Here is a 14,733-nt window from a genome sequence, read left to right as displayed (position 1 = left end):
GGCTCATGCTCATAGGTGAAGCGGCATGGTTAAAAAATTGACTTACTTAAGTAGATGAAGTCTTTTGCCGATTAAGCCATTGGGGCATGGTTGTTTCAGCGGACTCTGGGTTTACTAAACTATCAGAGTCAGCAGCTCGGGGATGGGTGCAGGTTGTAGCTTGTAGTGTATCAATACCAATGAGTTGACTTGATTAACTAGCTGAGAACTTCTGTGATCCTCAAATTTCCTCCTGCGCTTCGGATTGAGTGGTCAGATTTAACGGGTGTGCCAGTCGTGGCGATCGCCAGTCTTGTCGTGACTGGATTAGTGCTGAGTGTGCGCCCTATGAGAGGGTTGCAATCTCTAGAACTCGTGGCGTTCGATCGCATGGTACAGCTTCGTCCCCAAGCTACCCCTGATCATCGATTTCTAGTGGTTGCCATTACCGAAACAGACTTAAAGAAGCAGCAGAGATGGCCGATCTCCGATCAAGTGCTGGCGCAGGCTTTAGCGAATTTGCAAAAAGCCAAACCCCGAGTCATTGGCTTAGATCTGTACCGCAATTTTCCGCAAGAACCTGGTTGGAAATTGCTGACTCAGCAGTTTAAAGCGCCCAATCTGATTGCGATCACCAATATTGGTGATACAGAGAGTGGCGGTACGCCGCCTCCGATGGTGGTACCGAGCGATCGCGTGGGCTTCAACGATGTAGTGACTGATGCTGATGGCGTCATTCGCCGCAACTTCATGTTTGGCAATACAGAAACCACAGAGCTATACTCCTTTTCCCTCCGGGTGGCTCAGCATTACTTGGCATCCCAAAAACAGTGGCCCCAAGCAGGTTGGAAAGACTATGGCGAGGTTCGCTGGGGCCAAGCTATATTCACACCTTTGCAAACGAATGCAGGCGGTTATCAAAATGTGGATGCAGATGCGTATCAAATTCTGTTGAATTATCGTGCTGCTCGTGATGTATCACCACAGGTAACGTTGACGCAGATCCTCGACCAGCAAGTTGATCCCGCCTTAATTAAAGACAAGATTGTTCTAATTGGCACCACCGCGCCTAGCCTTAAAGACGAATTTTTCACGCCTTATAGTTCAGCGGCTTGGGTAAATAATCCCAACATGCCAGGGGTACTAATTCACGCGCAAATGGTAAGCCAGATTTTGGATGCTGTCTCCGGCGATCGCCCGCTGTTTTGGTTTTGGCCAGAGTGGGCAGAGATTTTGTGGATTGCCAGTTGGTCGGTAATCGGCGGTGCGGTTGCTTGGATTATGCGCCAACCGTTTACTTTAGCTCTGAGCGGCATTCTGCTGCTGGGCGTGCTGGCTGGCAGCACCTTTGGCATCTTCCTCCACCAAGGCTGGGTGCCTGTGATGACCCCAGCGATCGCAGCTGTCATGACGGTGGGCCTGGTAGTCAGTTACCGCGCGCAGCAAGCCCAACGCCAACAGAAAACAGTGATGACCTTGCTCGGCCAGAACACTTCCCCAGAGATTGCCGCAGCGTTGTGGAGTAGCCGCGATCGCCTGCTTAAGTCGGGCAAACTCCCTGGACAACGGCTGACCGCGACCGTATTGTTCACTGATATCAAAGACTTCAGCACCGTCTCTGAGCAGATGTCTCCTGAGGCTTTGTTGAACTGGTTGAACGAATATCTATCTGTGATGACCCAGGAGGTGCAAACCCACCACGGCATTATTAATAAGTTCACTGGGGATGGGCTGATGGCAGTCTTTGGCGTTCCGGTACCGCGTACTAGCGCAGTCGAAATTGCGGAAGATGCCAAGCAAGCAGTGGCTTGTGCTTTGGCTTTTGGCGATCGCCTACGAGAACTAAATCCGGGTTGGCAAGCGCGCGGTTTACCCGTTGTGCAGATGCGAGCAGGCATCTTTACAGGTCCGGTGGTCGTCGGCAGCTTAGGTGGCAAGAACCGTCTAGAGTACGGCGTGATTGGCGATAGTGTCAATATTGCATCCCGCTTAGAAAGCTGTGAAAAAGATCGCCATGTGGATTTTTGCCGTGTCTTGATTGCCCAGGAAACTTTAGAACATTTGAATCAGCAATTTGCGGTTGAAGCTTGGGGACCACTGGCTCTCAAAGGTAAACAACAAATGGTCGATGTCTATCGAGTCATTGGTTGGCAGACTCCAGATGCTGAGGCGATCGCCCCTGCTTTGAACAGCCCTACCTTGGCCACTATTGAGATGCCTCAGGAACCCTTTGTCGCCAAAGTAGACATAGAAACCAAAACGGTAGATTCTCATTGAGGTAGCGGATTAGGGCAGACGAACTTGCGGATGCCGTATCTTTGCTGGTGAATCTTAAGTTATGCGACCTACGGGTGATCAGTATGCGTCAAAAACAATCTCGGACAACTTTGCTAAAAAATTGCCTAGCTTTCTCTCTAGGGTTATTTGTTTGCAGCTGGCCCACCCTCACTCTGGCCCAGAGCCAGCAGCCATCTACTACTGTCAAGCGTCGTCTGCCAGGTCGTCGGGTCGGTGCGGGTACTCGTGGGCCTTGCACGAATCCGAAGCAGCCTTTAGTCGCCTTGATCCCCGATACTAATCTGGGGCTAACTGCTGAGAAATATCCCACTTTCTTCTGGTTCATTCCGCCCACACCAGCTCGCACGGCTGAATTTGTGTTGAACAATGAGAAGAAACAGGAGATCTACAAGACAACTTTTGCGATTACTGGGTCGCCAGGAGTCATCAACGTCACCCTGCCCGCAAATGCGACCTTACCGCCGCTAGAAGTGAACAAGAATTACTCTTGGACGTTTTCTTTAATCTGCAATCCGTCTGATCCTTCAGCCGTTGATTTTGTCCAAGGATGGGTGCAACGGGTTGGCCTCAGCCGCGATCTAGGAAATCAACTAACCAAAGCTGCTCCACGCGATCGCCCTGCCATTTATGCCAAAGAGGGCATCTGGAACGATACGCTCAAGAGCCTGAGCGAGTTACGCCGTGCTAACCCTCGCGATCGCGCCTTGACGACAGATTGGGAAACTTTGTTGAAGTCGGTGGGGTTAGACACTGTCGCCAAGGCTCCTTTGGTGCAGTGTTGCTCTCAAAACAATTCTCCAGCAACCGATTCTCGTTCTACCAGTCCCACTCCTCGTTCCCGAACTTCTAACTCTCCCAGCGGCACGCGCTAGGATTCTAGTTGCCCAATCCCCCACTTAGGTATGAAGCTGGTTGTAGATATTGTTGGTGCGTAGATACCCAGCGCCTCGATCAGCTTCTTTATTATTTTTGATACAAACTTAACTATCAATACATAGAAGCGCGATAATTTAGTTCTGTGTAAGTTATCCGCTACAACCAAAACAATCAGGGGATCTCAGCGACACCTGGGCAGTATTCATCGTGACTTGATGGCGCTGAATTTTAGATTTATCTCTTCGACTTGTTCTTTATTACAAATTGGTAGGACGCTGATGCTTCAGTCAGCTCTAAAAAGCGGTCATTGGCCGCTGCTAGCTGCTCTTTTGCTAAATTTGCTGCTCCCTGATGCGGTTCCAGCCCAATTGTTGCCTGCGACCGATGGCACCAATACCCAGGTAATACAGAACGGCAATCAGTTGAATATTACGGGTGGACAGCTATCTGGCGATCGCAGCAATCTCTTCCATAGCTTTACCCAGTTCAACCTGGATGCCAATCAGATTGCGAACTTTCTGTCTAGTCCCAATCTTCAAAATATTCTGGCTCGGATTAATGGCGGTGATGCTTCAGCAATTAATGGAGTGTTGCAGGTCAGTGGAGGCAACTCTAACCTGTTTCTGCTCAATCCCTCTGGCATTATTTTTGGCCCGAATGCTAGCTTAAATTTGCCTGCCTCTTTTACCGCAACTACAGCCAGTGGCATTGGTTTCGGTAACGATTGGTTGAATGCAGTTGGGACTAACGACTATGCTGCGCTCAACAGTAGCCCTAACACGTTTGCCTTTACGCAGAGCCAGCCAGGAGCGATCGCCAATGCTGGCAACTTAGCAGTGACTTCAGGCAGCAATCTCACACTTCTTGGTGGAACGGTGCTCAGTATGGGGCAACTAGCAGCTCCAAATGGGCAGATTGCGATCGCTACTGTACCCGGTCAGAACTTAGTACGGCTCAGCCAGACAGGGAGTCCTCTAAGCTTAGAAATCCAGCCTCTCACGCCTAGCACCTCCGCTTCTAGCGACACTCAACCAACGACCCCAAACTTACCAACTACGATTTCGCTACCAGACCTCCTAACCGGAGGCGAATGGAGTAGCGCGACTGGAGTCAGCGTGAACGAGCAAGGTCAAGTGGCGCTAATAGGCTCAGGACTGGGAGTCGAGCTAGGAGATGTCGTGGTTCAAGGTGGTGTCACAGCCCAAGCAACGTCCTTATCTGCTACGAACAATCTCACCCTCGTAGAAAGCGAACTACGAACTACGGCAGACTTGCACCTACTAGCCCAAAATACAGTCCGGGGGCGGGATAGTGCGACTACACCGTTTTTGGCTCAAGCGGGTGGCAACCTATTGATTCGTGGCAATCAAGGGATTGATATTTTGGTCTTGCAGCATCCAGGCGCACCGTTCCAAAGTGGTCAAGATTTGACTTTAGCCAGTAACGGTGTAATTTCAGCAGATGCTCGCTTTGCTAGTCAGGGCCAGTTCTCGATCTTGACTTTAGACAATACCCCAGGAAACTTTATCAGCTTATACGACCCCATTATTAGTGCTGATGGTGATGTGGTTTTAGGGGACTATACAGGAGCTGCGCTCAAGATTGAGGCAACTGGCAGTATTACAGCAGGTAATATCACCATTACGTCACCCGACTTTACCTTTGGTTTGGCCCCTGCCAATGCAGACCAAGCTTTGCTAGCATCCTCTTTAGCCTTAATTCTGCGGGCTGGCGTCACAACTCTGAAAGAAACAACCTCTGCTACACCCCCTCCCTTTGCCCTGACTGCTGCTTCATCTCCAGCAACGATTACGGTTGGTAACATTGCAACCTTTAGTCCGCCTATTGCAACCTTTTTCCAGGATAGTGGGCCTGTAGTTCTAAGTGCTCCAGGAGATATTACGACGGGTAATATCGACACCTACTCACTTAACTCGACACAGGTAGGCAATGGGGGTGATGTGCAAATCACTTCGACGGCTGGTAGTGTGACCACCGAGCTGATTAATACTTTCGTGCAGAAGTTGGGTGGAGGAGGTTTTGTTGGTACAGCAGGAGATGTCAACATCAGTGCTGCAACTGGTATTAACACAAATGCCATCAATGCCTCGGCGAGTGCAACGGAGGTCGATGGATCGGCGATCGCAACGGGAGGGCAAGTAACCCTCCAAACCCTAAACCCTGACAGCAATGTCAGCTTTACCAACATTGATACACAAGGGATCACAGATGCCTTTGATAGCAATCTGGGTCAAGGGGGAGAGGTGCAGGTATTAGCGAAAGGAGTCGTGCAAGGAATTGGCACCTTAGCGAGTACAGGAGATACGATTAATAGCCAAGGTAGTACGGGTGCTGGTTTGATTACAATTCAGCACAATGGTGGGCCAGATAATGTGCCCTTTGTGGTGGGCGATCCAGGACTCAACGGTACCGCTGGAGCGATCAGTGCTGGAGCCATTACAGAAATTCCGCTCGGTACTAGCTTGCCTGTGCTACCTGGAGATGGGGTCGCTAGTGGAACCCCTAGTGAGATTCAAATCATTTCTATTAACACTGCACCAACGATCGCAGTTGCTCCAATGCTGTCGGGAGCGCAACAAGATCAGCCTTTTGAGTTCATTTTCAATCCAACCATGGAAGACGTGAACAGCGACGGGACCAGCGACAATACAACCGTTTTGCTTGATTCAGTTTTGGTTGGGACGCTGCAAAGAGGTGAAACAGTTTTGAACCCTGGGGATCTCTTGGTACCTGGGGAAACTTTGGTTTATACTCCTCCCGCTGGTTCTAGCGGCTCATTGGATGCACTGAGGGTTAGAAGTAGCGATCGCGTCTCCTCTTCACCCCTAGCTGCGATCTCAATTGATATTCAAGCACCATTGCCGCCCCCACCGGAGCCAATCCCAGATCCAGAGCCAATCCCAGATCCAGAGCCAGAACCGGAACCAACGCCCGAAGACCCAACTTGCGCTTTGCAATGTCAGCCTACTGCTGGTGTTCCAACGAATCAGGTGGCTGCGGGAAGTATTTTGATCAACACCCCAGAAGCTGGCTTTACTCGGCAGTTTCAGGAATATTTTGGCTGGTCAGTCATTACCTTGCGCACTGTTAACGAACAACAAGAATTAGCGCGTGAAATTGAACGGGCGACGGGGGCAAAACCTGCTTTTATCTATGTCAGCTTTGTGCCCGCACAACTAGGACAGAGCGAGCAACTGGGAAATGAAGCGCAAGACGGAGATCAACTGGAATTACTAGTCATTACGGCTCAAGGTAACCCAATTCGGCACCGCATTCCCACCGCTACGCGATCGCAAGTTCTGGCAGTTGCTAATGCCTTTCGGGGTGCGGTGGGTGATCCACGACAAACGGATAACACCAACTACCTAGAGCCTGCTCAGCAACTGTATCGCTGGATTATGGCACCTCTTGAAACAGAGCTGAAAGCGAGAGGCATTAATAATTTGGTGTTTCTGATGGATACAGGGCTGCGATCGCTGCCAGTGGCCGCATTGCATGACGGTCAACAGTTCCTGGTGGAGCAATATAGTGTGGGTTTAATGCCGAGCTTGAGCTTAATGGATACTCGTTATACCAACATCCGAGATTCCCAAGTTTTAGCGATGGGAGTGTCGGAAAGTACCCAAGATCAATCTCCATTACCTGCGGTACCAGTTGAGCTAACGACGCTGGTGCTGAAATTGTGGCCGGGAAGGTTGCTCCTTAACACCCAAGCCACGCTCAATAATCTCAAAGTGAGCGAACAGCAACCTTTTGGCATTGTGCATCTGGCGACCCATGCGAGCTTTAACTCGGGGGCTCCCAGCAATTCCTACATTCAGTTGTGGAATGACAAGCTGCGGCTGGATCAAATGCGGCAACTAGGTTTTAATGCGCCACAGGTGGAAATGTTGGTACTGAGTGCTTGCCAAACTGCTTTGGGTGATGCAGAAGCAGAACTGGGCTTTGCTGGATTGGCTGTGCAGGCGGGTGTGAAAACTTCGCTAGCTAGCCTCTGGTATGTCAGTGATGCCGCGACCACGGGGTTAATGACCGAGTTTTATCAAGCTTTGCGAACTGCACCCATTAAGGCAGAAGCTCTACGGCAAGCTCAGGTGGCAATGGCTAAAGGCCAAATCTACCTAGAAGACGACCAGCTTAGAGGATTGAGCGGTGTGAATAGCTTGGTGCTACCACCCGAAAGTGCAGGTCTGGGCGATCGCGAACTCTCCCATCCTTACTATTGGGCTGCCTTCACGATGGTCGGCAACCCTTGGTGAAGCGGATCAGTTAGGGACGAATCACCACACTGAAGTAAAACGCTTCATCTTGGGCGTTCTGGCCGCGATCGCTCAAGTCTACTAGGGGAAAGGCATAATCTAGGCGAATGTTCAGACCTGCGACAGGTCGCCACAATAGTCCTACCCCTGCGCCCGCTAGAAATCGCTCATCGTTGATTTCGTTGGGATTTCTGGAATCGTTCCACACCGCTCCTAAGTCAAAGAAAGGTGCTAGCTGGAGAATCGGCAATCCTGCTTCATTCCGTTGCAAAGCAATCCGATCTTCGAGGGAGAAGCGCACCCCGTTATCTCCAGAGCGGGCATTCTGGCGGAACCCTCGCACCGACTGCCCGCCGCCAATTACAAACTGTTGTGAGGGCAAGAGACTATCGGGTGTGAGTTGCAAATCTAGTTGAGCAATCAGCAAATTATCCGTGCCGAGAGCTTGAACCCGCTGAGCCTGACCTAACCAGCTAAAGAACCGCCCATCAGGAATCGGATCGGGATTGGTGGTGGCGTCAAACACATCTACCCCCACATTAAACTGCGATCGCAAGGCCCAAGCACCCGTTGGATCACGTTTGACGTAATCTTGACCAAACTTGATCACACTGGTACGGCTAACACCATTAGGGCCAGTCCCGATCACAAACGGATTAGGAATGTCGTTGAACAGAAAAGTTTGCCCGTCTTGAAAGGTAAAGCCCAAAGAGAGGGCCAATTCTTCGCGGGGCGATCGCACTAAAGGTTGACGATAGCTAATCTCGTACAACTCCGAGCTGCCGCGAATGCCCAGTTCCGAAAACTCTGGATCGGTAATCTTGTAGTCATTGGGAGCAGCCCGCAACTGAATTGTGCCGTTCATGGCATTAATCGGGACTCGGTAACTGAAGTCATACAACTCAGCACCCCCCGTGGTAGACACATAGTAAGCCCCCGCGAGTTGATCGCCGAGTCCAGTTAAGTTGCGATGCACGGCACTCACGCCTAGACGCTCAGACCCCACACTCGGTGGGGAATAGTTGTCGGCGCTGAGGTAAAAATCAAACGGGTTTGCTTCCGTAACCCGAACGGTCAAAATGCTTTGGCCGAGCTGTTCACCCGCCCGTAAACTCGCTTCTACATTTTTAAACAGAGGATCAGTTTTGAGCAGGCGCAATTGGTCTTCTAAATCGTCTTTCTTCAGCGGCGTTTTGGCTCCCAACTGAATGCGATCGCGAATGTAACCTGTATTAACTCGGCGATTGCCTTCGACTTCAATCCGCTCCAAGCTACCTTCAATCACACGAATCCTAACGACGCCATCTGTAATTGTTTGATCGACCAGGATGGCACGAGAGGTGATGTAGCCTCGGTTGAGATAAAGCTGCGTAATGGCATCCGCTACTGTCCGCAGTTCCTCCAGCGTTAAAGAGCGCCCTTCGTAAGGCTGCACGATCGAGTCCAGTTCCCGTGGCCCGAAAATCGTACTGCCAATCACTTCAATCTCTTTAACTGGAATGGTGACATCAGGCTGGGCGGGAGGCGTTTCTGGGGTAGGCGTGGGTAGGATTGGCTGTTCTTCTTCCGTAGGAGCAGGAGCTGGCAGGGTTGGTTGGGGTTGCAGGAAGCGGTCCTGATTTGGGTCAGGCTGCGGATTACTAGGCGGCGTAGGCACAGCTTGAGCAACTTGATGATTCAGCCCTGGATCAACAGGGAGTGTAGTGACACTAGCCCAAGCTGAATTGGGGTTGAGCTGAATCGGTACTGCCAAGGCCGAGACTAACAGCCCTAAAATCTGGGTTTTAGAGGCGATCGCTTGTCCCTGCTCAAAAAACTGCCAAAAAATTTTTCTCACACTCTACCCCAATCGTTGCTGCTGCCGCACAATTTGCTGCCCTCTATTCTACGGTCCAAATTTTATTGATCAGTATCATTAAGGCCAGCGAAAAGATTGTATGTCAGCTGCGTTTAATCTTGAATCTTGAGCGAGAGACTTACAATTGGGGCAACCCTCGTCATCAATGAGTGGCAGTTTTGCCGTGTCTCTCGGTGTGGCTTTAAGCCTGCGGGATGCTACTGCTGAATCGATCCACAAGAGTTTTTCTATGCTTCAAGTTAATATTTCCAAAACTTTTATCGCTGCTGGCCTAATGATCGGTTTGTTTGGCTGGATGGAAAGCAGCTTCCAGTCAGCCTCAGCACTGCAATTTAGAGCCACTGGTCGCAAACTACCAGGTCGGCGAGTGGGAGCGGGGACCAGAGCATTTGTGTCACCCCGGTTGGAAGCTCCTAGAACGCGTGGAACTTTACCCGCGCCTAGGCTACCAGGCCGACGGCAGGGTGCAGGTTCTAGAGGCCCAAGTTCAACAGAATGCTTGCCAGCGAATTCCGGCCCGTTAGTGGCTTTACTACCCGCTACCAACTTGGGCTTGACGACCGCAGCTTATCCCCAATTTTTCTGGTCTCTGCCAGCAAGCAATGCGTTTTTAGTAGAGTTTGCTCTTTATGACGTAGATGCCAAACAAGTGAACCGCAACCTGATATACAAAACCACCTTTAGCATTACGGGCGAAGCAGGAATTGCCAGCCTCAACTTACCAACAGATGTAAATCTGCCTCCCTTAAAGTCGGGTCAAGACTATCGTTGGTCTGTGTCTCTCATTTGCAATCCGGGCGATCGCACCCAAGATGTAACAGTGAATGGCTGGGTGCAGCGTGTGACTCTTAGCTCAACTGTGAACCAACAATTAAAGCAGGCCGACCCACGCGATCGCCCTGCTGTCTATGCCCAAAATGGCATTTGGTTTAATACAATTGAAACCCTGCTAGACCAACGCTGTGATCGTCCCAGAGATGCTGCTTTAGCTGCTAGTTGGAGCGAGCTAATGAAGTCAGTGGAACTGGAGGCCATCGCTAATCGACCACTCATCTGTGTAAAGGATAAGGGATGAACGCGCTCCTAATTGGGTTAGAGAGGGCGATCGCTCCCTAGTAATCTGAGTTTAGCCTTTGACGCAAACCACTTGTTTCAGCGTGGCTACCACTTCAACCAAGTCTGACTGGTTAGCCATGATTTGCTCGATAGATTTGTAAGCGGCGGGAATTTCATCTAGCACGCCTGCGTCTTTGCGGCACTCGACGCCATCCGTTTGCTGGATTAGGTCATCCAAGGAAAACTGCAACTTAGCTTTATTGCGAGACATGGTTCGTCCTGCACCGTGGCTGCAAGAGCAGTAGCTTTCGGCATTGCCTTTGCCTTTGACAATGAAGGACTTGGCTCCCATAGAACCTGGGATAATGCCGTAGTCCTCACTCCGGGCGCGCACGGCTCCCTTGCGAGTGACGTAGACTTCTTCGCCGAAGTGCACTTCTTTCTCGGCATAGTTGTGGTGGCAATTCACGGATAGCAGCGCCTTAGTGGGTTTGCCCCCAGCCAAATGCTTTTCCACCACTCGCTTGAACCGTGCCATCATTACATCTCGGTTGAAGCGGGCGTAACCTTGAGCCCACTGCAAATCGTGCCAATAAGCCGCAAACTCAGGTGTACCAGCGACAAAGTAGGCCAAATCAGGATCAGGCAAGCGATTGTCTGCTAGTTTGGCAAGTTCTTTCGCAGTACCAATGTGGTTTTGGGCCAGCATGTTGCCGATGTTGCGAGAGCCAGAGTGTAGCATCAGCCATACTTGCTCCTCAGCATCCACACAAACTTCCAGAAAGTGATTACCGCCACCAAGAGAACCCATTTGTTTCATGGCTTTGGTTTCTAGGCGTTGCACCCCAGCATGCAAGTCTTTGAACTCACGCCAGCCTTGCCAATTGAGCACGGATTTATCAGTTTCTTTGTTTTCATGAAAGCCAACCGGAATTGCAGCTTCAATGTCTAGCCGAATTTGCTTCAGCTTGCCTTCTAGCTGGCTGGCAGTAAAGGGAGTTTTGATGGCACACATACCACAGCCGACATCTACGCCCACTGCCGCTGGAACAATCGCCTCTTTAGTTGCAACCACAGACCCCACTAAGGCTCCTTTGCCCAAATGCACATCAGGCATCAGAGCAACATGCTTGAACACAAATGGCAAAGACGCAACGTTCTTGGCCATTTTGGTTTCATCGGCTCCTAAGGAATGGTTAGCCCAAGACAAAACAGGCTTAGGGGTAGAAATTTCTAATTTTTCGTAAGGCATAAACGTTTGCCTCCTGAAGCAAATAGGGCTAACTCCCAAAGCAAAGCCGGAGTATCTGTATTATTTATACTACAAGCGTAATACAAGATGTCAAGTGTTAGTGACTGGCACTTTGCAAATCCTGAATCTTCTCGCTCTAAAGATGGGTGACTAGAGATGAGCGGCGATCGCGCTGTTTCAACGACGGCGGGCTTTACTCACCATCTTGCGAGATAAGCGCAGATTCAATTCTTCCTTTTCTGCCCAGTCTTGGAAAATTCGGTAAAACGTATGGCGATCTTCTGCTTGTAGTACAGCGGTTTGGTCAGCAGTTTCAATCACATAAGGGTAGCCGTTGCCAATGACGACTTCACCCCGTACCCAGTCCAAAACGCGATCGACAATGCCTGCTTCGTACATCCAAACGGGCATTTCTAAGCGAGCGGGATAGCCATCGTGAGTGGTTTTGAGGTAGGTGAAAGCAATCTTGTCAGCATGGGCTTGATATTGACCCAAAATCCCCGATCGCTGACAGAGAAACAGGGGAGTGCGATCGCCCCAACTCATGAACTTGCTGAGCAACTGGGCATCGTGAATTGCATTCGCTTCCGGTAACTTAAAGCCCTGCTGCAACATCACCGTCAAGTCGCGAGCGTAGGAAGTGTCGATGTAAGCGACCAGCGGCACTCGATAATCTTCGCTAGTTTGCAGCAGTTCCAGAAGGCAATCCACATAGAAGGCGCGGGTGTCTGGGTCGAAGGCTTCGGCGAACGTCGCAATTAGAGAACCGTCAAAAAAGACTAAACAGTCATTGCAGTTTTTGTGTTCCTGCATGTACTGGATCAGTCGCTGCGTCTCCATCTCAAACCGTCGCATATTCACGCGGCGATCGACAGGCTCTCCACTATGGTTCACCTTGAGTTCAGCCGGAGTCATTACATCCAGAGCTACATCCTTCTCGTAGGTGCCGCTGGGCAGATGTAAATTCTCGAACCAACCAATCTGCACAAGAGCAACTGGAATCGAAAAATCCTTAGTGGGAAAAATTTGGGAACCATCCACAGCAAAGGTGGCAATCCCAATCAAGCGATCGCGCACCCAACTCAAACTTTGCTCGCGGTTCTGCCAGACTAAATTTGAGGGAATCACCCAATTCAGGAAATTCCCTACAGGTTCGAGTGGTCTAGCTCCTACTGCGCGAGCAGCACCTAACATCTGCTCAAGTTCCACTGCTGTTTTCTGAGATGCCTCTGCTAGAGCAGCACGATACTTTTGTAAGGCATGCAAGGCTGTTTGGTCGAAGGTTTTGAAGTCAGCTTGCTTGGCTTGCAGAAGGGCAAGGACTTGAGCAGATTTGAGAGCCATGATTGTCAGTCAGTAGTATCAGAGACAGGCCACAGAAAGAGTAGGAAGTTGGGTTACCGAGTGATCAATTCGCTTAATTCACTTAGGTTGCGAATCGCTCGTGGTTGGGGGACAGGCGTAAGCATGGCAGGTGAAGGGGAGGGATAACTACGAATTGGAACTGACTTGTCAGTACGGTTTAGCCAAATGCCTTGCAGCCCAACGGCTTGCGCTGCTTCATAGTCTTCTTGATAGCTGTCGCCAATATGCCAAGCGGCGATCGCTTTACAGTGATGTTTTTCCAAACCCGCCGCAAAAATAGCGGGGCTAGGTTTAGCAGCACCCACCTCCGTAGAGATGGTAATTGAGGTAAAAAATTTTGCTAGATCGAGTGCGCCTAATACAGAATACAACCGAGAGTCAAAATTAGACAGTATCCCCAACTCAATCTCTTGCGATCGCCATCCTTCTAGAACCAGCGGCACTTCTGGATACACAAACCACGGGCTAGGCGTCTCAAAGTAGGCATAAAGTTCCTTAAAAAAGGTGGCAAAATCTGAGAATTGTTGCAGAACGCCAGCTTGGGCAAAGGTTTCTTGGGCGATCGCCTGCCACCATTCAAACTCTAGAACTGGAATTTCACTCGGCTCGGCATTCGGAAAAGCCGCTGGCTCACTCCGTCGAAAACTCTGACCAAAGGCGAGATTCAAATCAGCCTCAGATACTTCCACACCAAATTGCCGGGCGAGTTGGCTGTAAATAGTTCCAACGCTCCCCTGGATGCCAAATAAAGTCCCCACGGCATCCAAAAAAATTACTCTAGGTCGCTCCATCACAGACAAATTAGGGTGTTAGTAACCAATACGCTGCTGAAGACCTTAACGCATTGGTTTTACATTCATCAACTATGAATGGTGTTGTTGGGCATGATCGCGCCCCGTAAATCCGTACCCATCAGGTTAGCGGTACTCAAATCTGTTTCACTGAGGTTTGTGCCGCGTAGGTTAGCGCCACTGAGTACTGCTCCCGTCAAGTTGGTTTTAATCAGCTTGGCCATGGCAAGATCGGCTTTGCTGAGATTCACCTCAGTTAGATCCGCATGTCCTAAATCAGCCCTGCCTAAGTCTGCACCCCGCAGCTTAGCTCCTCTCAAATTCGCTCCCCACAGGTTAGCACTGCTCAAAATGGCTTCGCTTAAAATTGCATCTGCTAAGTTAGCACCCGACAGCACTGCTCCGTTTAAGTTAGCGCCACTCAAGTTAGCGCAACTCAAATCACCACTGACGGTAGCACCACAAAGATAGGCACCTCTGAGGTTGGCACCGCTGAGGTCAATTTCCTGCAAGAGTGCTTCACACAAGTTGGCCCCCCAAAGATTCGCCTCATTGAGGTTCGCCCCATTCAAATTGACACCATTTAAGTTGGCTTTACTCAAAATTGCCTTGCTCAGGTTGCAGCCGCTCAGGTTAGCTCGATTGAGTAAGGCCCAGCGGAGATTAGCGCTACTGAGGTTAGCGCGACTTAAATTAATTCCTTGCAGGTTGGCACCGCTTAAGTCAACCTCATCTAAATTCGCCCCGCTCAGATCTGACTGGGTCAGGTTAAGCCCTTGCAGATTGGCCCCACTCAAATCTGATTTGCTAAAGTTAATGCCGCTAAGGCTGGCCTTGCTTAAATTAATACCCCACAGGTCGGTTTTGCTAAAATCCCGTTCCCCTGCCGCATAACGCCTCAGAAGCTCAGCAGCATTCATATTCGTCTACCTCTCGATACCGTTAGCCATTAAATTCAGCTGGGGCGCTTCAGCAAAA

Annotated in this window: 9 protein-coding genes; 4 read left to right on the top strand and 5 right to left on the bottom strand. The window is 50.3% G+C overall.

What is annotated here, in order from left to right:
• Positions 1-213 precede the first annotated feature (213 nt).
• The 3 genes from NDA01_RS14345 (at position 214) to NDA01_RS14335 (ending at position 7,433) form a co-directional block, all read left to right on the top strand.
• A complete protein-coding gene (locus NDA01_RS14345; RefSeq protein ID WP_348228465.1) occupies positions 214-2,256 on the top strand; it encodes a CHASE2 domain-containing protein in 2,043 nt (680 codons plus the stop codon).
• A gap of 83 nt (positions 2,257-2,339) precedes the next feature.
• Complete coding sequence (locus NDA01_RS14340; RefSeq protein WP_348228464.1) at positions 2,340-3,149, top strand: DUF928 domain-containing protein; 810 nt, start codon at positions 2,340-2,342, stop codon at positions 3,147-3,149.
• 282 nt (positions 3,150-3,431) lie between these two features.
• Positions 3,432-7,433 carry a CHAT domain-containing protein gene (locus NDA01_RS14335; protein WP_348228463.1) on the top strand — a complete coding sequence of 1,334 codons (4,002 nt, stop codon included), beginning with the start codon at positions 3,432-3,434 and terminating at the stop codon, positions 7,431-7,433.
• Positions 7,434-7,443: 10 nt separating this feature from the next.
• Here the strand turns inward: NDA01_RS14335 and NDA01_RS14330 are convergent, their stop codons facing one another.
• Positions 7,444-9,270 carry a ShlB/FhaC/HecB family hemolysin secretion/activation protein gene (locus tag NDA01_RS14330; protein WP_348228462.1) on the bottom strand — a complete coding sequence of 609 codons (1,827 nt, stop codon included), beginning with the start codon at positions 9,268-9,270 and terminating at the stop codon, positions 7,444-7,446.
• 166 nt (positions 9,271-9,436) lie between these two features.
• On the opposite strand from NDA01_RS14330, the gene NDA01_RS14325 reads away from it, so the two are divergent.
• Positions 9,437-10,366 (top strand): DUF928 domain-containing protein, encoded by a 930-nt coding sequence (locus NDA01_RS14325; protein ID WP_348228461.1) that lies wholly within the window; start codon positions 9,437-9,439, stop codon positions 10,364-10,366.
• A 51-nt stretch (positions 10,367-10,417) separates the two neighbouring features.
• Here NDA01_RS14325 and NDA01_RS14320 read toward each other — a convergent pair whose 3' ends face one another.
• The 4 genes from NDA01_RS14320 to NDA01_RS14305 all read right to left on the bottom strand — a co-directional run bounded on the left by NDA01_RS14320 (position 10,418) and on the right by NDA01_RS14305 (position 14,675).
• Complete coding sequence (locus tag NDA01_RS14320) at positions 10,418-11,599, bottom strand: RtcB family protein (RefSeq protein WP_348228460.1); 1,182 nt, start codon at positions 11,597-11,599, stop codon at positions 10,418-10,420.
• Positions 11,600-11,776: 177 nt separating this feature from the next.
• On the bottom strand, positions 11,777-12,943 hold the full coding sequence (locus tag NDA01_RS14315; RefSeq protein WP_348228459.1) for a DNA double-strand break repair nuclease NurA: 1,167 nt from the start codon (positions 12,941-12,943) through the stop codon (positions 11,777-11,779).
• A gap of 53 nt (positions 12,944-12,996) precedes the next feature.
• A complete protein-coding gene (locus NDA01_RS14310; RefSeq protein WP_348228458.1) occupies positions 12,997-13,755 on the bottom strand; it encodes an HAD-IA family hydrolase in 759 nt (252 codons plus the stop codon).
• A 68-nt stretch (positions 13,756-13,823) separates the two neighbouring features.
• Positions 13,824-14,675, bottom strand: a complete 852-nt coding sequence (locus NDA01_RS14305) for a pentapeptide repeat-containing protein (protein WP_190431838.1) — start codon at positions 14,673-14,675, stop codon at positions 13,824-13,826.
• Positions 14,676-14,733 lie beyond the last annotated feature (58 nt).

This window comes from Trichocoleus desertorum AS-A10 (assembly GCF_039962155.1).
Classification (GTDB): Bacteria; Cyanobacteriota; Cyanobacteriia; order FACHB-46; family FACHB-46; genus Trichocoleus.
This window is presented reverse-complemented; position numbering and strand designations above follow the sequence as displayed.